Origin of the sequence: Streptomyces sp. NBC_00690 (assembly GCF_036226685.1) — a bacterium.
GTDB lineage: Bacteria > Actinomycetota > Actinomycetes > Streptomycetales > Streptomycetaceae > Streptomyces.
Map to the genome: position 1 here is coordinate 264006 of NZ_CP109010.1, position 16998 is coordinate 281003.

Here is a 16998-nt window from a genome sequence, read left to right on the forward strand (position 1 = left end):
CCGCGGAAGACGTCCACCGCCAACGTGGAAACTCTCCGTCCTTCGGGCCTGCGACGCCTCGGCCAGGGAGTCGAGAACTCGGTGGAGTCCTGTTCGTTGTGTGCCGTCAGCGCACTTGAGAGTGTGGGCTCAGCGCAATACGGACGAACGCGCTCAGCAAGATGACAGGCTGTTCGCTCGGCTCGAGCGGAGTCGTGGCACGATGACTGCGTAAAGAGCCCTATTCTCTCAGCGCGTCGTTGCATGCTGATCGAGGCGGTTGTCGTGGTCGCGGCGCCTGCTTCGGATCAGGCGGCTTGGCTGGACGAATACGATGTGCCGCCGGACGAGATCGCCTTGGGCTTCGATGATGCCTTCCGCCTCGCTGGGCGACTGGTCGAGGAGGGGCAGCTCAGTCGTGATGTGTTGCCCTTGCCGCAGATGATCGATGAGGTCTTCAGCGAGATGTCCCAGGACACCGACCTGGATCGGTGGACGAGAGAGGCATTGTCCACCGACACCGGGTGGGTACGCGCCCGGCAGTTTGGCGCGAGAAGTCCTCACCGCGGAAGGCGTTGAGGCGTCTCCACTGCCGGGTATGCGCATCGTTCGATGAGTCCCCGGCCGGCCTGCGGTCTCGCGCTCGATGGCGGCGAGCCGGTTCTACGGGACGGCGAGCCCGTTGCTGTGTGTTCACTCACCGACGCTCTCCAGAGGGAATCGCGGACTTGGCTGGCCTCGACTGTCAGATGTGGGGCGGGTGGGGTATGAGCCACAGGGCACACCGTTCCCGCGCCATCCGGGGAGGAAGACAACCCAGGCTGCGTCCACGTGTGCCTAGGCTGCTTCGTATGACGGGTGAGGAAGCAGTACGGGTGACAGGTGTAGTGCCGATCGACCGGTCGATTTTCGGGCTGGATGAAATGCGGAGACCGGGGGAGGAGCGCCCGTTCTGGGCTGAGTTGCCCGTGGACGGGACGACCCCGGTCCAGGTGGGCCAGGGCATCGCGTTGATCTTCAGCAATGCTCAGACTCACGACGCGTCGGTGGCCATCGACGTTTCCCCGACCCCGCTCACACCTGGACCGGAGTTTGAGCTTCTCGGTGAGTGGCGATGGGTAACCGGCACCGGTGAGCAGATCCTGTGCAATATCGACGGGGCAGTGCTGGAGTTCCGACTCCGACCGGACAGTCAGTACACCCTGCGGGTGTGGCGCGCTGGAGGCGATACGGCCGAGGCGCGTTTTCGGGAGTTGATGGGAGTCGTCTTCCCGATCGACGGGTTGGAGAAGTACCACTTCGGCTTCACCCTCACGGACCGTTAGTCCGCCCCGCCCGCGCGGGGGTCGTTCCGACCAGTGCCGGGTACGTCGGGCGCTCTGGTGGTCCGCCCCGCCTGCGGGGGTCGTTCGAGAGAAGGGGAGTTCGGTGTCAAAGGCGCCAAAAGCCATTATGTCGGCCATAATCGAACATAACGGCTGCCTGCTGATGGTGCGCGAACGTCTGCCCGGAGAGAAGGAGCAGTGGGGTTTTCCCCGGCGGCGTGGCTGAGGCGGAGGAGCTGGCGCACGATGCCGTCGCCCGGGAGGTCTACGAGGAAACCGGCCTGGCGCTGACAGGGCCGACGAGGCTGGTCTGCGTCTCACAGCACGTGGTCACCGGCGATCCGGCCTGGGATGGCACGTGGAGCGTTTTCACCTTCCTCGCGGGAAGCGTGCAGGGGACGCTGCACCCCCAGGACCCCGACAAACTGGTCCAAGAGGCCGCATGGGTCCCCTTCGTCGAGGCGGTAGCCCGCGTGGCCGCGCACCCCTCCCGCCGGCGCGCCGAGCCGCTCCTCGCCTACCTGCACGGCATGGCGCCCCCCGGCACGCTTTGGCTATGGCCCGGCGGGCCACAAGACCCACCGGTCATCATTCCCCCTGCGATTTCTGCTGCCATGCATGCGCCCCGGCAGCAGAAACCGAGCGGTCCCGTATCCCCCCGCTGACGAAAGGAGACCGAGACCATGTCGTCCTTCCTGGCCCTCGCGGGGGTCGGGGTAGTGGTCTGGCAGGAGGTGAGGTCGATGCGGGAGTTGTCGTGGCGGGTGTTTCGCGAGCCCGGCGTTGTCGCGGACGATGTGCCAGGTCCGATTGAGCAGGCCAAGTTCAGCGCCGGTGCCGGGCCGCTGCGCCCGGGGCCACCACCTCGCGCCGAACGGACCGGGGCCGCTCTCGCCGCAGTCTCCCGCGCCCTGCGGGAGTCCGGTGCGCGGCATGCCCCGAAGCTCGCCCCCACCTGTGGCCGCGTACGGAGGGATCGGCTTTCGGCTGAGTTGACGGAGCGGCAGAAGAGCGTGGTGCGGCACCGGTAGGGTGCCGGTGCGCACTGCGGTGCGTCTCCCCTCAACGGACATTGAGTCGCGGTTGGCGGCGCCAGGTTGCGGGACTCGCGCCGACCGCGCTCTCACTCGTCGTGGTGGTCGTTCTGGTGGAGGCGGGTGTCGAGGTCGGTGGCCCAGGTCAGTGCCCACCCGCGGAGGTCGGCGGTCTGATCGAGGGTGAGGCCGTAGTCGGCGAAGTCCTGGTCGTCCCACCACTCGGCTCCCTGGAGCCGGTCACGCAGGTCGTGGAGGCTGAACTCGAAGCGGGCGTGGCGGCGGCCGAGGTTCTCCAGCTCGAGGGTGGAGCGGTGCCGCATCGCCGCGTGGACGTCGATGAGGTCGCGGACCGCGCCGCGGTCGGCGAGGGCGCGGACCTTGGTGCCGATCACGTCGTCCAGAGCAAGGACGGGACCGTATTCAGTGACCGTCGGCGGGGCCCAGAAGGCTTCCTTGAGGACATCGACCTCGCACTCCTCGCCGGTGGCGCGGTCGGTGGCGATGAGCCGGCCCGACAGCGGACTGGACTCGATGTGCCGGACGCCCCAGCCGCGCTCGGCGAGACCGTCGCCGACCGTGCGGATGATCTCGTCGATGGGGGCCGGGTTCTCGGTGGCGACGTCCAGGTCCTGCGAGAGCCGGTCGACTAGGCCGTGGGCCTGTACGGCGTACCCGCCGGTGATCACGAGCGGGTAGGGCGCTCCGATGGCGAGAACGTCGGCCAGGAGCCGGCGGTGCAGGTTTGTGAGGTTCACGCGGCAGTCGTGGCCGCCGTGGTGGTGAGCTCGGGGAAAGCGGCTTCCCACACGTCCCTGATGGGGCGGCTGATCAGTGTCCGCAGCACCGGCCACTGGGCGATGAGCAGGTCCCGGTTCAGGAACTCGATGAGGTCCTGGCGCTGTCCTTCGGCGAGGACGGTGCGGTAGAGGCCCATCCGGGAGCGCGGCTGTTCCAGTCCGTAGGAGCGGCGGCCCGACCAGACCACGTGCAGGGGCAGGGCGACCGTTCCGCGGGTGGGGCCGGCCAGGTCTTCCAGGCGCTCGGGCATCCGCTGTGCGTACTGCGTGCACAGCAGCTCGAACGCGTCCTGCGCGGGAAACAACGGGGAGGGCTGAACGGTCATGCCCTCAGTATGGCCCGGGGAGCCGTACGGGTACTACGAGGTGACCCGCCCGGGGCCGGGCGCGGGCCAGCCCTTTCTCTTCGCGCGGGCGCGGGCCGCAGGGGGATGTGCCGGTGGTCAGGAGGAAGCGTTCAGATATGCGCGGCGGGTGGTGACGAGTGCGCGCCAGCGGTCCCGCACAGGATGGTGGCCGTCGAGCCAGTGGACGGTGGGGTGGGGGAGGGCGCCCATGGCGGCGGCTATGTCGGTGAAGTAGGCGAAGTCGCCGGTCGCGGTGAGGGTGTGGATCCGGTCGACGATCTCGGCGAGATCGGCGTGGTCGCTACGGATCGCGTGGTGGAAGGCGAGGGCGATCTCGAGGAATCGGGTCAGCCAGGCCAGCCCGGCGTCGGTGATCTCGCGGCGCAGCTCGTGGGCGCGGCCGGGGACGTCGGCGCCGGTGCCCCCGGCGTCTTTGACGAGGGCGGCGATGTGGGCGAGGAGGGTGGTGGCGCGCTGGTCGAGGGGGAGGTACTGGTGGGTGAGGGCGAGCTCGTCGTGGGCGCGGGCGGGGTCGGTGAAGGCGGTCGCGAGGGCGAGGCGGACCTGGGTGAGGGCGAGCTCGCCGGGGGCGTCGTGGTGTTCGGACTCGGCGAGCGCGGCTTCGAAGGCGGCGATGGCCTGGTCGAGGTTCGCGTGAGGCCAGTGGATGTCGCCAGCGACGCGGTGGTGGCGGCCTTTCCAGCCGAGGGTGGGGACGGCGGCGAGGGCGGCGGGGAAGTCGCCGGAGATGCGGGCGAGGTTCGCGAGGCTGCGGCGGGCCTTGGGGGGCGAGCCGGCCGCCCGTCGATGCGACGTGCTGCATCCCGGCCCGGGATTCGCGGGTGCGGCCGAGGTCCTTGTGGGCCTTGGAACGGTCGTGAAGCATGTAAAGGAAAACAGCATGATCACGCGACAACACCCCAGGTCACGAAGTGCCGCCCCGCCCGCGCGGGGGTCGCTCCTTGACGGGAACGCGTCAAAGAGGGTCAGTGCCGTCCGCCCCGCCCGCGCGGGGGTCGCTCCTGGACCTGCGCCCGGACTCATCCGCATACGCCACCCAGCTGCGCTTGATCAGCTCCCGGATCGTCGCCGCGGCGAACAACGCGGTCGGTACCCAGGCAGTCCGCACCGTCCGCGTCCTGGCCGTGGGCGCGACCGCCTCGGCGCTCCGGGAGCCAGCCGCCGCCCCGAAGGCCGCGCCCGAGGCGGCGGTGAAGACAAGGCAGGAGGCATCGCCCGGCTTCCACCAGGCGCTTGCCGCGCACCAGTCCGTCGCGCCCGCCCAGCGGCTGGACCCGGGAATCACGGAAGCTGTCGAGCGGCAGACCAGAGCGATGCGCGAGCTCAGGCACCGCGCGTTCCCCGAGACCAACGTGCTCCCGGCCGATGCGCCACCTGCGATCGAGGCAACCCGCGAACAGCACCGTCACCAGGCTGCGGCGACCGAGGCCGCCGCGCTGCGCCGGGCCCGCACGGAACACGCAGCCCGGCAGGCCGGAACTCCGGCCGTGCAGGCGGCGCCGCTGAGGAAGAGCGCGTGAAAAAGCCACCTTCGACGGTCGACGACGCTCCACCCGGTCCGTCCCTTTCCTCCCCGTCTGGAGAGCCCGTGTCTGTGCGGAAAACCCCCGAAACCGTCGCGGCGCTCCAGAAGGAAGCCGAGGAGATCACCCGGACACTCGTAGACGCCACCGACTCTGAGACCGACCTCCCGCGTCCTGGAACTGGTTAAGGCGGGACCGCCTGGAACTCGTTGATGAGCACCACTACCCCAACGGGGGAAGCCAGGTCCACCTCGACCTGGCCGTAGCTCTCGCCGTACTCGCCAAGGCCGGCGCCCGTGCTATCGCCCTCCGCCCCGACCACGCCGACCCGCGCGAGTAGGCACCCGAATCTCAGGGCTGATCTCGGGTGGTTAGTGGGGTCGATGTCCGGTGCTTGGCATAGCCTTTGCGCGCCGGGTAGGCGGGAGTTCGGGGGTAGTCAGGGTGGGTCAAGTCATCGCGGGGCGCTATGAGTTGGTAGAACGCATCGGTGCCGGTGGTATGGGTGTCGTATGGCGTGCGCGCGATCGGGTTCTGCACCGAGACGTCGCGGTGAAGGTGATCGGCGGTCTGGGCCCTGGGGCGTCTGCTGTGGCCCGGCTGGAGCGGGAGGCACGGGCGGCGGCCGGCCTCTCACGCAACCCGCACGTGGTCACTGTTCACGACTACGGCCGTGACGGTGATCGTGCGTACGTCGTGATGGAACTTGTCGAGGGTCGCACCCTCGACAAGTTCCTCGCGGAGAGCGGCCTGCCTGGCCCCGGCCGTGCCGTGGACTGGGCGCGTCAGATCTGCCGCGCCCTCGACGCCGCGCACTCGGCGGGCGTTGTGCACCGCGATATCAAACCCTCCAACGTCGTCCTCGGCCGCGACGGCATCATCCAGGTACTGGACTTCGGGCTGGCCTGGTTCCACCCCGACTACGGCCTGGACAGGCTGAGCAAGAGCGCTGCCGTCATGGGCAGCACGCCGTGGATGTCACCGGAGCAGGCCAAAGGGGAGTCGGTCGATCACCGGTCGGACCTCTACTCACTTGGCTGCCTGCTGTACGAACTACTGACTCTCACCTCGCCCTTCGGTGGCCGCGAACCGATGGCGCAGCTTTACGCACATGTCTCGGAGACTCCGCCCGCACCGAGCACCCGTCAGGGCACGGAGACCGCCACCGCAGTCATCCCTGCGGTGCTCGACCAACTGGTGCTTCACCTGCTGGCCAAGAACCCGGAGAACAGACCTGCCTCCGCAGCTCGGGTGCTGATGGAGATCGACGCGATACAAGACGCGCTGCCTGGGCCGGACAAGGGGGCGGCCCCGCCAGCACAGCGGCAGCCCGACCCATCGCCGGAACCTCACCGGGCAGCGGCCACCGACGACGCCGAGAACGAGCCCAGAAACGCCCGTGGTCTCAATCGTCGGCGACTGCTGATTCTGGCAGCGGGGACAGCTGTCGCCAGCGCTGCCGCTGTGCCCTACGCCCTCAAGAAACAGGGAGGCGGCGAGGACGGCAAACCGGGCGCTACACCCAGCACCAGCACCCCCGCACGGAAGTTCACCCCGCCCCGCCCGCTATGGGATCTCCCCCTCCATGAGGATGTCGCCAATCTGGGCATGCCGGAGGCGGCAGCCGGCGAACTGGTGATGCTGTCGATACCGGCTGCGGGTGGGCCCATGGGGTACGACGCCAGGGATTCCCAGACAGGGAAACTCCTATGGACATTCCCCCCTCCGAAGGACCCAAAAAACGAAATCAACACAGGTATGTACGTTGATCCCACAGGAACCATCGTCTGCTTCAACCTGGGAAACGACACACTGATCGCGAAGGACGCCAAGACCGGTCGAACGAGCTGGACGTACCGCATCCGCGCGAGAGAGGGACAATCGCGTCTGGGAGGGGGCTACACCGCGGCCTTCGACCTCGACAGTGTCTACGTCGCCGACAACGGAAGATGCATCGGCCTTAGCTTCGATGGCGAGGAGATGTGGACCCTCCCCCTGAACGACGACACGTCCGACTGCGCACTGGTCGGCCGCGTCCTAGTGGTTCAAGGGACGGCAAACCAGTACGCGGTGGACATCGACAGTTTCGTGAGGAAGATCATCTGGCAGCGCAGAAACCCGATGTTACTGACGATGGGAGGGGGAGTAACCTTTCTCAAATCATCGGAAGATGGGCCAGTGCAGGCGGTCACCGTAGGAGACGGCACCGTCCGCTGGACAGACACCGTGCTGCCAGTAGACATCAGGGTCAAACGCAATCTCGCAGTATTCGAGCATGGTGGTCGACTACGTGCACGTGCCCTGGACACCGGGAAAGCCGTGTACGACAGGGCGCTCCCACCAGCGGCTAACAACTACTTCGAAACTGCTGGCGACGTGCTCGTCAGGGAAGTGCGAGAAGGCGAAGACCTCTTACGCCTCGGCATCTCCCTGGACCGCGGGACAGAGCTCTGGCGCAAGAAGGCACTAGGCAATCTCCGAACCCACCGGCAGTCACCTCCCGGAACGGTACTTGCATTCAACGGCAGCACGCTTACGGCGTTTGACCTCACCACAGGCGACGCCCGCTGGTCCATCACTCCGGACGCAAAACGCAAAGTCTTGGACGGCGGCATGGTGGGGAACCTGCTGTACATCGTCACGGGGCAGGACACGGACCCGGCTATCGGATCACCGCGGGTCGAAAGGCTGCACTGTCTGGGACCCTCCACCACGAGATGGTGACACAGCAACACAGGCGAGCCTGTTCCAGCGGAACCGCATCATGTACCAGTCCCCACTGAGCTGGGATTCGTACAGAGGCACGCAGAGGCGCACTGACTCGACCCGGTCGTTCGTGTGTGCCCTCTTCGCGTCCTGTCGGGCCGGGTTCCGGTCGGCGTAGCGTGCCTGGGTGCAGAAGACAGCGGCGTTGGGAGATAGGGACCACGAGCCAGTCGGTGGATGAGGCAGGGACGTGGACCACCGTCATCGGCGGGGAGCTGGTGGAGATCCCCGTCTGCGCAAGCGCGGCATCGAGTTCACCTCGCTGCACGAGGCGCTCGACACGACCACGCCCGGCGGGCGCCTGGTCTTCCACGTGTTCGCGGCCCTGGCGGAGTTCATCCGCGAACTCAGCGTGCAGGGCACCAACGAGGGCCTGGCGTACGAGCTCGGCTCGGAGCAGGCCCCCGGACGCCCGCATACCAAGAACCGGCGCGTGGTCACGTTCCCCGACGCCATCGTCCTGTATTGGGTCCACGACAGCGTCCTGACCATCACCGCCGTCGACATCATCCACTGAACACCGCAGCGGACACGCGGGCCCGGCTGTTCGAACGGTCCCGTACGCGACCGACGGCGCACACAGCGGCGCCAATCGACTGACAGCCGGCCGCAGCGCCCCGTGGCCGGCTGTACCCACGTCACGGTGAACACCCACCGCTCACCGATAAACTGACGGAGGCACAGCGTTCCCAACTCGCCGCTCTCCCAGTACAACTGAATAGAAACCCCCCATGATCACCGACAAAGGACCAGGTCAACAAGTGTCGGCCCCGCGCTGCGGGGATTTTCTTGTTCGCTTTCCGCGCGGTGGGGTGGTGGTCGGGGTCGGTGATCGTGCCCTACGAGCTGGCCCGGTTTGGCGATCGTCGAGGCGGCCGCCGCTGATGTACCTCAACCGGACGGGCTGTCAATGGTGCGTGGGCCGCCATCTACCACCCGTCACGTGACAAGACCGGTGACGGCCAAACAGTTCCAGCACGTGGCCGACTGCCATCTTGCGGACGTGGCTAGGGCTGGTGACGATACTGCTTCCATGAAACCTGCAACGTGGTTACGGCGGAGTCTGCTGATCAGTCTGCTGCCTGTCCTTCTAGCCTGTGGAAACGACGCGTCCTCGCCCCCGAAGAGCGAGGCCCCGGCACTCACAGATGACGCACCCTTAGAGAGCGCACCGGCCGATGAAGGCGGGCCCCTCAAGGCGAGCGGACCGGTGCTGTCCAGCGGTGAGGACCACCCATGGACGCTTCAAGTGGTGACCGCCAAGTACTCGCCCAACCTGCCCGACGGCGTTCACGGACCGCGCGAACCGGCCGTCGCTGGCAAGACCTATCTCCAGCTCTACGTCGAGATCCGCGCCAAGGACGAGCAGCGCGGCGGGACGATCGCGGACTGGAGCACAGCCTTTGGGATCGACCACTGCGGTAAGCCGGGGCGGGTCGGGATCCAGCCGACGCAGGAGTGCAGCAAATTCCCCCTAGAAGCCTCCGGCGTACTGACCGCCGACCAGGTCGCCGCAGGCGAGATCGATGACGACATCGGCTCTCACCACATTGGCGACGTCGCCGAACCAGGGGTCTCCTACTACGTGACGCTGTGGACCGAGATGCCTGAGAGCACCCCGCCATCAGAGGTCACACTCTGCGACACCGAACTCGCCAGCGAGAAGTGGAACATCTGCATCCCGGTCCGTCTGACCTAGGCCGTACTTCACGAAGCCGACCCCACTGGCCAAACACCGCAACAGGCCGGACCGCGCCAGTCTCGCTCGCCCAGTTCACACGGCGTCGGCCCCGCGCTGCGGGGATGGTCCGAGCCGCTTTCCGATCTCGTCGCCTCGCGTGTTGTCGGCCCCGCGTCGCGGGGATGTTCCGTGTTGTACGACCTGCATGTACGGCGGGGTCCAGTCGGCCCCGAGTTGCGGGGATGGCCCGTCTGCGCGGCCTGCAGTGAGGGCCGGGAGTAGGGGCGTGTGGGGCGAGCTGAGAGCATGGGCTCGTGGATGGTGCAGGAGATCTTGGCGGGTTCGTTGTGCGCCGTGCGAGTAGGTCGGAGTCGGATGCGCTGGTCGGGGTTGACTCGGTCGCGGTCGAGGGTGACGTGGGGCGGCAGGCGAGTATCCGAAGGTGGTGCCAGCAGGGCCTGGCGGTCGTGGCAGAGGACGCGTCTGGCCTGCTTGGCTACTGCGTGGTTGAGTACACGTTCTTCGAGCAGGGCTTCGTCACGATGCTCATGGTGACCCCATCGGCCCGCGGCAGGGGCGTTGGTCATCGGTTGCTGGACGCCGTGGCCGCCTCGTGCACGACACCGAAGCTCTTCACCTCGACCAACGTCTCCAACCAGCCGATGCAGCGACTGCTCCAAAAGGCCGGATGGAGCCCGGCCGGCCTTCTCCACGGCCTCGACGAGGGCGACCCCGAACTGTTCTACCTCCGCCAACCACAGACCGAACGGATACACCCGTAACCTGAAACGGACCGTACGAAACCATCAAATGTGTCGTCTCCAGGGTCGCCGTGAGGCCGACCGGTACCCGCGAGGCAGCGGGGCGAGATCGCGGCTCGTACTTCCGCGCCCCCCGCTGCGCTACGCGATCTGCTCCGGCTTCCTGAGCACCTCGACCAAGGCTGAGATGCTGTGGTCTCCGTGGCCTGCCTCGACGGCCCGCTTCAACAGATCATGCAGAGGGGCGTGCCAGGCCACGTCGATGTTCGACTCCTTGCCGAGCTCCTCGTCGTGGGCGGCTCCCGCGAGGAAGAGGTTCACAGAAGACGCGGGCTTGCTGTAATCGCCGCTGTCGATCTCCTGAGCAAAAACCGGCAGGACGGAATTGATCATCTCGAACCACTTGATGGTGAACCGCACCAGCGTGCTTGCGTCCAGCCCGCGTGCCTGGACAGCGGCGGCGCCCTGGAAGAAGCCGACGAGCGCCGGCAGCAGGGTGCCGCCGACCGCCATCTCGTAGAGCGCGGCGAGATCCGTCTCGTCGCCGAGATGGACGGTGTCGCCGCCCAGCACCCTCAGGGTCGTCTCGTACTCGTCGAAGACAGTTCTGTCGCCGCCGTAGTAGAGAAGGGTGTCCGGTGCCCCCACGGCCGACGGCACGTTCTTGATCGCTCCGCCGAGAAACCGGGCGCCGTGGCCGGTGGCCCAGGCGGCCGTCTCGCGTGCGCCGGCCGGGGAACCGCTGTTCAGGGTGACGAGTGCACGCCCATTGAGCGCGGCAGTGGCCGGCTCCAGAGCCCGTTGGGTGTCCTCGAAGGTAGTCAGGCAGGTGATGACCAGCGGGCTCGCCGCGATCGCAGCTTCCACGGTCTGTGCATGGACCGCTCCCTTGGCCACCAGCGGCGCAGCCTTGCCTGGCGTGCGGTTCCACACCGTTGTGGGGTGCCCGGCGTTGATGAACTCTTCGGCCAGCGCCCGCCCCATCGAACCCAGCCCGATGACAGTCACGGGTGTGCGGTTGTCCCCAGCCATGTTTCGCTCCAGTACACAGTCAGGTCGTTGAGTATCGATGGAATCCCGGATGAGCACGTCCGCACCGGTCGGTGGTGTCCTCGGCGCGACGTTCGTTCCATGCTGGGGCTTCACGCACATTCCATCAAGTACCTACAATTCTGTCAGGTACCCACATTCTTGTTAGTAGGAGTTTTCGTGAAGAGGCAGACCTATACGTGCGGACTCGACGCCGCCATCGCCGTCATGGGAGGTAAGTGGAAGGGGCTGATCCTGTTTTCACTTGGTGAGGGACCGCTCCGCTTTGGAGAGTTGAGGCGAGCGGTGCCCGGTATCAGCGAAAGGATGCTGATCCTTCAGCTCCGAGAGTTGGAAACCAGTGGCCTGGTGCACCGCGAGGTCTATCACCAGGTACCGCCGAAGGTGGAGTACTCGCTGACCGAGTTCGGCCACTCCCTCAACACCGCGATCGCTCCCCTCGGCGAGTGGGGCGAAGAACACCTGGAACGCATCGAGGCCATCCCCTGAGCCCGTCATGATTGCCCGCCCCGCGGCATGGTTGAGGCCCGTGTCGAAGGTGAGGTCGTCGTGCTGGCCTTCAGCGAGGACGGTGCGGTAGAGGCTCATCCGGGACCGGGGTCGATCGAGGTCGAAAGAGCGCAGTCCTGACCAGACGACGTGGATCGGGAGGTCGACCAGGCCGTGTGCGGGGCCGGTGAGATCGTCCAGGCGGGCGGGCAACCGCCCTGCATATCGAGCCCGCAGCACCTCGGCGGCGGGCTGCAGCTGCTGAGAAAGGGATGCCTGGGCCATACCTCCGATTATGGCCTGCCGTAGTGCGCGGTGATACCGGGAGTGCCGGTTCCGTCGTTCACGGGGCCACTCCGGCCCACGCTGGCCGTGCCCCGGTAATCTGCCTGGCCGTGACGCCGCCGGGCGGGACGACGGCGGCCTCGCTCATCGCGGTCTGCATCTGCTGGGCAGCGCGGTGGCGAAGCGGGTGCGTTCGTTTTGGCTCATCGCATGCGAACCGCATCCGATGAGCCGTGCAGGCGCGCGCCTCACGCTGGAGGCATGCTTTGAGAGCGCCCCCGAAAGGGTCCGGAGCGATGCTCTGAACTCCTTCACCGCGGCTGGAGCCTCGCGAGGGTTGAAAGCACCAGATGTTGAGCAGGTCAACGAGTGTCGGCCCCGCGTTGCGAGGCTGTCCGTCTGGAGTCGGACGCGTGAAGGCTCCTGAAGAACATCCCGCGGATGACGTCCACCGCCAACGGGAACTCCCCGCCCTCTTGGTCGCGCGCCGCCTTGGCGAGTGAGTCGAGGAACTCGCCGGGGTCTTGCTCGTTGCGCGCGGCGATCTCCAGGGTGAGACCGACGGCCGCGAGAGCGGTCCCGGGGGCCAGCAGCGACACCCGGTCTATCCCCTGGTCGTGGGCGTCCGCATGCGCGGTGGCGGTGATCAGATGGCCCGTCGGTAGTCGGTGGGACGGGAGGCGTCCGTGCGGTGGCTGGCGGGATCGATCGCGGCCCAGAGCAGCTCCATGACGGGCTCATGCGAGGGAACAGTCATGTACTCATGCTGCTCTCGTGCGTCCGCGGGAGCAGGGAAATGGGTGGATTGACGTTCACCGGGCTCAAGGCGGGTGGTGGGGATGACCGCGTCCGCTGGTGGCTGCCTTTTACCAGCAAATGGCGGGATCTGGTCTATGGGTGTGGCGGGTGCGGGGTGGGCGGAGGGTGGTCGCATCCGGTGGATGCGCCACCCTCAAGGGCGCCGCGCTGGAAGTCGCGGTGTGCCCATCCCTGTTCCGTGCAGCCACGACGCCAGGGGAGGTCCGGCACAAGGCCGAATCTCGGCGCTTCTGCGAGACTGTCACTGCGGGCGCTGTCTCGGCAATGCCGCACCGGACGAAAGTTCATCAAAATGCGGGTGTAAAAGCCGATGAGCTGCGCGTATTGCGCCTGCATGGGATTTCGTAGACCACCCGTTTGCCAGAACAGGGCGTCTGCCTCTGAACGTTGATGCATCAAATCCTTCAACAGGGCTGTGGCGCTTTGTGTTTGGCGATCAGTCGGTGAGACGATCCGATCGCTGGTGATCAGGTCTGGAAGCCTCCGCCAGCTTTCCGTATATGCAGCCACGTCAGCGCCCTCGCGCGCACAGCCAGAAGGTGGAGATGCCATGCACTCCTCTGCTCCAACGCACCATCCGTTCGCCCCGGCACGGGGTGGACGGACCGCGGCCATTGTGATCGTCGTTTTCCTGGTGGTCGTCGTCGGTATCTACACGCTCACGCTCGCCGGTGTCCCTCTCCCCGGCGCCATCGAGCTCGCCGTCAGCGTCCTCGGTGTCATCCTGATGGCCTGCGGGGCCGTGAAGGCGACACGTGCCCGCCGCAGCGACACGTCCGTTCCCGAGGGCCTCTGCTAGCTCTCATGGGACGGCACGAGCGAGCCGTCGCCGCCCACGTCAAGCAGGCCGGAACGTTGGCGCTGTGGCTCCGTGCCCAGCGCCAACGAGCGGGCTGCACCTACGCGGCGATGTCCGAGACGTTGAACCACCGGTACTCAGCATCCATGCTGTCGCGGGCGGCCAGCGGCCGCCTGGTCCCCTCACACGAACTGGTCCTCGCCTACGTACAAGCGTGCGGCGGCAACCAGAAGCACGCCACCCGGCTGTGGAAAGAAGCCCGCTGGGCGGAGGAGGAACACAAACGCCGGCAGGGAACACCCCACGACTTCCGCGACCTGGCCGCGAAAGTCGGCCGTGCGCTCGCCCACCCCGAGGTCATCGAGAACTTCGGGCAACTCCGCAGAGCGATGATCCAACTGCGGGCGAGGGAGGGCCAACCCTCCCTCGGCACGCTCCAAGCCAGAGCCGGCCGCAAACCCTGTGGCACGCACCGCTTGCCCAAGAGCAGCCTCAGCGCCATTCTCCGCGGTGAGACACCACCCCTGCGCGACCACCTCACCGCCTTCATGACCGCCCTGGGAATGTCAGCCCGAAAGGTCGAGGAATGGGAGCTCGCCTGGGACCGAATCGTCGCCAACGAAGGCCGCGGCACACGAAGAAGCCAACCGGACCGGTACCTCCCAAAAGCAAGACCGGGGAGGTTGCCGTACCTCCTGTACCGCGCGTTCCGCAGCAGCGACCCGGACCCCCCGCTGATGGCGATGCTCGCCTCCCTACCTGAGAGATTCGCCATGACCGAATCCGACCTCGTCTACCTCAAAAGCCACAGCATCCCACCCCGTACCCTCCAAGAACTCCTCCTACCCCGTACCTGGAGCGGACCTCAACAACCCAACCCCCAAGCCGGCGTCACCCGATCCGGCCTCCCCATCCGCAACCCACGCCGCTACAACGCCCGCACCCCACCCCGCACACACGTCGTCCGCACCCGAAGCGAACCCCTCGACATACCCCTTCTCACCCTCACCTGACAGTCGGGACTCGTCGACCAGGTGGTTGCAGAAGCCTGCGTCCCTGAACGTCTGGCTGGTGTCGCCATGCCTCGGATACTCGCTCTTCTTCAGGGATGTGAGGTGTGTTCAGACCGCAATGGGTCGGTAGCTCCTCAGCCCTAGCGGGCTTGCGGTGCCCCGACGGATGGGTCACTCGTCATTGGCGACTACCAGCTGTGCTCGCTGAAAGCACGACAGCATGGCTGATCAGCTGGAGGGCTCAGGTGGCCCCTGCAGCTGACCGAACAGCTATCCGTCCGTCCTGGCTGACTTTCCGTGGCCAAGCTTTCAGGCCCGCACGGGAAGGTTCCGCAGCAAGGGTAAGCAACGGAGTTGGGGACATCGACTGCGTCAGTTGCGGGAGTCGAGCAGGATGCCGTACGGGTTCGCGGCGCTGCGTCTTTAATAAGAGAGCACACCCCGCGCTAGGCTTCTGACCTGCGCTTATGTGAGATCGAAGGTGTCCTGGGCGACACATTCCGTTCGGTGAAATGTGTACCTCGTTGGCACATCTTGCCCTGAAAGACAAGCAGTCGTTGTCTTTCAGGGCTCCACGGAACGGGTGGCGATCATCCCTGCTCAGAGCGATACGGGATCCACGCGGATGTCGGCTTCGAGTGGGGTCGTGGAGCTCCTGAATGTGTCGCTACTGCGACACGCAAAATCAACCGTGGGTTGATTAATGGTGTGAGTGCGTCACGTAAGTCAAGCAGTCGTTGAGTTTCGCGGCCGGTGTGCGGCGACCGAGTGCCTCGGAGCCCGCAGCGGCGCGCCGCTGCACCAAAAAACAAGCCCTGGTTGAGTTTTCGGATAGGGTCTGCAGCGCCTGAGTAACAAGGAGGTCATGTGCTATCTGAACCGCCTGCCCGATCGCGATCGGGCAGGCCACGAGCCGTACCAGCTACCCCGGACGACGCTGTCTTCAACGACATCCTCAGCGTTCTGGGCAAGCAGCTGGGCAACGCGGCAGAGGCAACGGAGCCTCGAAGTCGACGAAAACTCAAAGGCGTCACGTTCGAGTACGAGACGGACGCCCGCTCCGTCCACACCATGGCCGGGACCGCGGGATACAGTCTGGCGAGCAACTGGTTCACCCAACTCCTGGCCCAACTCTCGGTCGCCAACTCCATCACCAAGTCGCAGCTGTGCGTCTTCCTATTCGTCGCCGGCGGGCAAGTGCCGGGCACCGGGATCACTGAGTACACACAGCAGGAGATCACCGATGGTCTGAACAAGCTCGCTGCCCAGAAGCCGGAAGCAAAGAAGATCACCCGGCCCACGGTCAACCGCGCCATCAAGGCCCTGTGTGAATACCACTGGGTGGAAAGGGTGGGCAACGGCAGGATCCGGCTGAACGTGACCCTCTGGTTCCAAGGCAACAGCACGTCACAGCAGGAAGTACTCGCCGAGATCGCCCACGAGCACGGCAGCGACCCAGAAGCCTTCCCCCACAACGTCGGACCCGAACGGCCGTACCAGGAGGAGTTCGACTTCGGCTCCGACGCCTACGGCAGAGGGGAGCGCGCCGGGTGATGTGGCGGGTAGACGACCATCCGCACAAACGACAGCGAGAAAGGCGTACTGATGCCTGAGGTCATGTCCCCGATCGTCGCCGAACGGATCTGGGCACTCCCGGTCTCCGGCGCTGCGACGAAGTTCCTTCAGTACCTCGTCTTCCGCTCTGACTTCGGCGGACAACTGCCCGTGCGTCAGAAGGACATGGCACGCGAGTACAACATCACACCGCAAGCCGTCAGTAACCTGATAGCTCCCCTCTGCGACCTCAACCTCGTGCTCCGACACCAGAGTGAAGCCCGGAAGGGTAACTCCTACCGCCTCCACCCTCTGGCTGCGAAGTACCCAAGCCAGGAGGCGATGGAAGCCGCGTTCAGGCACACGCTGCACAGCATCAAGGCAGGCGAGCTGCCCAACCTCAAGCTCCCGGCCTACGCGGCCGCCCCACCCACGGGCGGACAGTCGCCCAAGCTCCAGGTCGCGTAACGCAGCAAAGCGTAGGGCCCCGCCAGAAGACGGGGCCCTACGTGCCTGAGCAAAAAGGTTGCTCGCGAAGTATACCCGCGGTCGAGAACAGCCAGCGACAGCCGACCAGAACGGCCGCAGGGCGGAACAGGGCCTTGGCCCCCCTCGACCCAGCGCGAGTGCAGGCGAAGCCGCAGGAGTCGGGTTCCGATGGCTCCTACCGCCTGGTGATCCTGCTGGGCATTCCGGAGATCGACAGCACCGCAGACCTCGACGCCAAAGGATCTGCGATGGGGTAGAGCCCT

Annotated in this window: 18 protein-coding genes and 3 pseudogenes; 15 read left to right on the plus strand and 6 right to left on the minus strand. The window is 66.4% G+C overall.

Annotation, left to right across the window (positions count from 1 at the left end; all coding sequences use genetic code 11):
- The first annotated feature begins 243 nt into the window (after positions 1-243).
- The 4 genes and pseudogenes from OID54_RS38670 (at position 244) to OID54_RS38685 (ending at position 2335) form a co-directional block, all read left to right on the plus strand.
- Entirely contained in the window at positions 244-558 is a 315-nt protein-coding gene (locus OID54_RS38670) for a hypothetical protein (protein ID WP_329028317.1), read from the plus strand.
- Positions 559-830: 272 nt separating this feature from the next.
- Positions 831-1304, plus strand: coding sequence for a Haze protective factor 1 (locus OID54_RS38675; RefSeq protein ID WP_329028318.1), 474 nt, complete (start codon positions 831-833; stop codon positions 1302-1304).
- A 209-nt stretch (positions 1305-1513) separates the two neighbouring features.
- Positions 1514-1969, plus strand: a pseudogene (locus tag OID54_RS38680) (NUDIX hydrolase); the annotation flags it as partial.
- 18 nt (positions 1970-1987) lie between these two features.
- Positions 1988-2335: a hypothetical protein gene (locus OID54_RS38685; protein WP_329028321.1), complete on the plus strand. Its 348-nt coding sequence runs from the start codon at positions 1988-1990 to the stop codon at positions 2333-2335.
- Between the two features lie 92 nt (positions 2336-2427).
- On the opposite strand, the gene OID54_RS38690 is transcribed toward OID54_RS38685, so the two are convergent.
- From OID54_RS38690 to OID54_RS38700, 3 genes are all read right to left on the minus strand, one after another.
- Positions 2428-3096: a nucleotidyl transferase AbiEii/AbiGii toxin family protein gene (locus OID54_RS38690; protein WP_329028323.1), complete on the minus strand. Its 669-nt coding sequence runs from the start codon at positions 3094-3096 to the stop codon at positions 2428-2430.
- A complete protein-coding gene (locus tag OID54_RS38695) occupies positions 3093-3464 on the minus strand; it encodes a hypothetical protein (RefSeq protein ID WP_329028325.1) in 372 nt (123 codons plus the stop codon). The genes OID54_RS38690 and OID54_RS38695 overlap by 4 nt, the downstream gene beginning before the upstream one ends.
- Before the next feature lie 117 nt (positions 3465-3581).
- Positions 3582-4394: a hypothetical protein gene (locus OID54_RS38700; protein ID WP_329028327.1), complete on the minus strand. Its 813-nt coding sequence runs from the start codon at positions 4392-4394 to the stop codon at positions 3582-3584.
- Between the two features lie 80 nt (positions 4395-4474).
- Here OID54_RS38700 and OID54_RS38705 point away from each other — a divergent pair, with 80 nt between their 5' ends.
- From OID54_RS38705 to OID54_RS38725, 5 genes and pseudogenes are all read left to right on the plus strand, one after another.
- On the plus strand, positions 4475-5026 hold the full coding sequence (locus tag OID54_RS38705) for a hypothetical protein (RefSeq protein WP_329028328.1): 552 nt from the start codon (positions 4475-4477) through the stop codon (positions 5024-5026).
- A 447-nt stretch (positions 5027-5473) separates the two neighbouring features.
- A complete protein-coding gene (locus tag OID54_RS38710) occupies positions 5474-7753 on the plus strand; it encodes a protein kinase domain-containing protein (RefSeq protein WP_329028464.1) in 2280 nt (759 codons plus the stop codon).
- Between the two features lie 274 nt (positions 7754-8027).
- Positions 8028-8210, plus strand: a pseudogene (locus OID54_RS38715) (recombinase family protein); the annotation flags it as partial.
- Between the two features lie 837 nt (positions 8211-9047).
- On the plus strand, positions 9048-9494 hold the full coding sequence (locus OID54_RS38720; protein ID WP_329028330.1) for a hypothetical protein: 447 nt from the start codon (positions 9048-9050) through the stop codon (positions 9492-9494).
- A 398-nt stretch (positions 9495-9892) separates the two neighbouring features.
- Complete coding sequence (locus OID54_RS38725) at positions 9893-10258, plus strand: GNAT family N-acetyltransferase (protein WP_329028466.1); 366 nt, start codon at positions 9893-9895, stop codon at positions 10256-10258.
- A gap of 120 nt (positions 10259-10378) precedes the next feature.
- On the opposite strand, the gene OID54_RS38730 is transcribed toward OID54_RS38725, so the two are convergent.
- Positions 10379-11269, minus strand: a complete 891-nt coding sequence (locus OID54_RS38730) for an NAD(P)-dependent oxidoreductase (RefSeq protein WP_329028332.1) — start codon at positions 11267-11269, stop codon at positions 10379-10381.
- 225 nt (positions 11270-11494) lie between these two features.
- Here OID54_RS38730 and OID54_RS38735 point away from each other — a divergent pair, with 225 nt between their 5' ends.
- Positions 11495-11776, plus strand: coding sequence for a winged helix-turn-helix transcriptional regulator (locus OID54_RS38735; RefSeq protein WP_329028467.1), 282 nt, complete (start codon positions 11495-11497; stop codon positions 11774-11776).
- A 51-nt stretch (positions 11777-11827) separates the two neighbouring features.
- Here OID54_RS38735 and OID54_RS38740 read toward each other — a convergent pair.
- A pseudogene (locus tag OID54_RS38740) lies at positions 11828-12061 on the minus strand (hypothetical protein); the annotation flags it as partial.
- Positions 12062-12423: 362 nt separating this feature from the next.
- Positions 12424-12660, minus strand: coding sequence for a hypothetical protein (locus tag OID54_RS38745; protein WP_329028334.1), 237 nt, complete (start codon positions 12658-12660; stop codon positions 12424-12426).
- A 770-nt stretch (positions 12661-13430) separates the two neighbouring features.
- Between OID54_RS38745 and OID54_RS38750 the strand changes: the two genes are divergently transcribed.
- From OID54_RS38750 to OID54_RS38770, 5 genes are all read left to right on the plus strand, one after another.
- Positions 13431-13679: a hypothetical protein gene (locus OID54_RS38750; RefSeq protein ID WP_329028336.1), complete on the plus strand. Its 249-nt coding sequence runs from the start codon at positions 13431-13433 to the stop codon at positions 13677-13679.
- 5 nt (positions 13680-13684) lie between these two features.
- Positions 13685-14692 (plus strand): XRE family transcriptional regulator, encoded by a 1008-nt coding sequence (locus OID54_RS38755; RefSeq protein ID WP_329028338.1) that lies wholly within the window; start codon positions 13685-13687, stop codon positions 14690-14692.
- Positions 14693-15559: 867 nt separating this feature from the next.
- On the plus strand, positions 15560-16246 hold the full coding sequence (locus OID54_RS38760; RefSeq protein WP_329028340.1) for a hypothetical protein: 687 nt from the start codon (positions 15560-15562) through the stop codon (positions 16244-16246).
- Positions 16247-16297: 51 nt separating this feature from the next.
- Positions 16298-16714: a hypothetical protein gene (locus OID54_RS38765; protein WP_329028342.1), complete on the plus strand. Its 417-nt coding sequence runs from the start codon at positions 16298-16300 to the stop codon at positions 16712-16714.
- A gap of 134 nt (positions 16715-16848) precedes the next feature.
- Positions 16849-16992 carry a hypothetical protein gene (locus OID54_RS38770; protein ID WP_329028344.1) on the plus strand — a complete coding sequence of 48 codons (144 nt, stop codon included), beginning with the start codon at positions 16849-16851 and terminating at the stop codon, positions 16990-16992.
- Positions 16993-16998 lie beyond the last annotated feature (6 nt).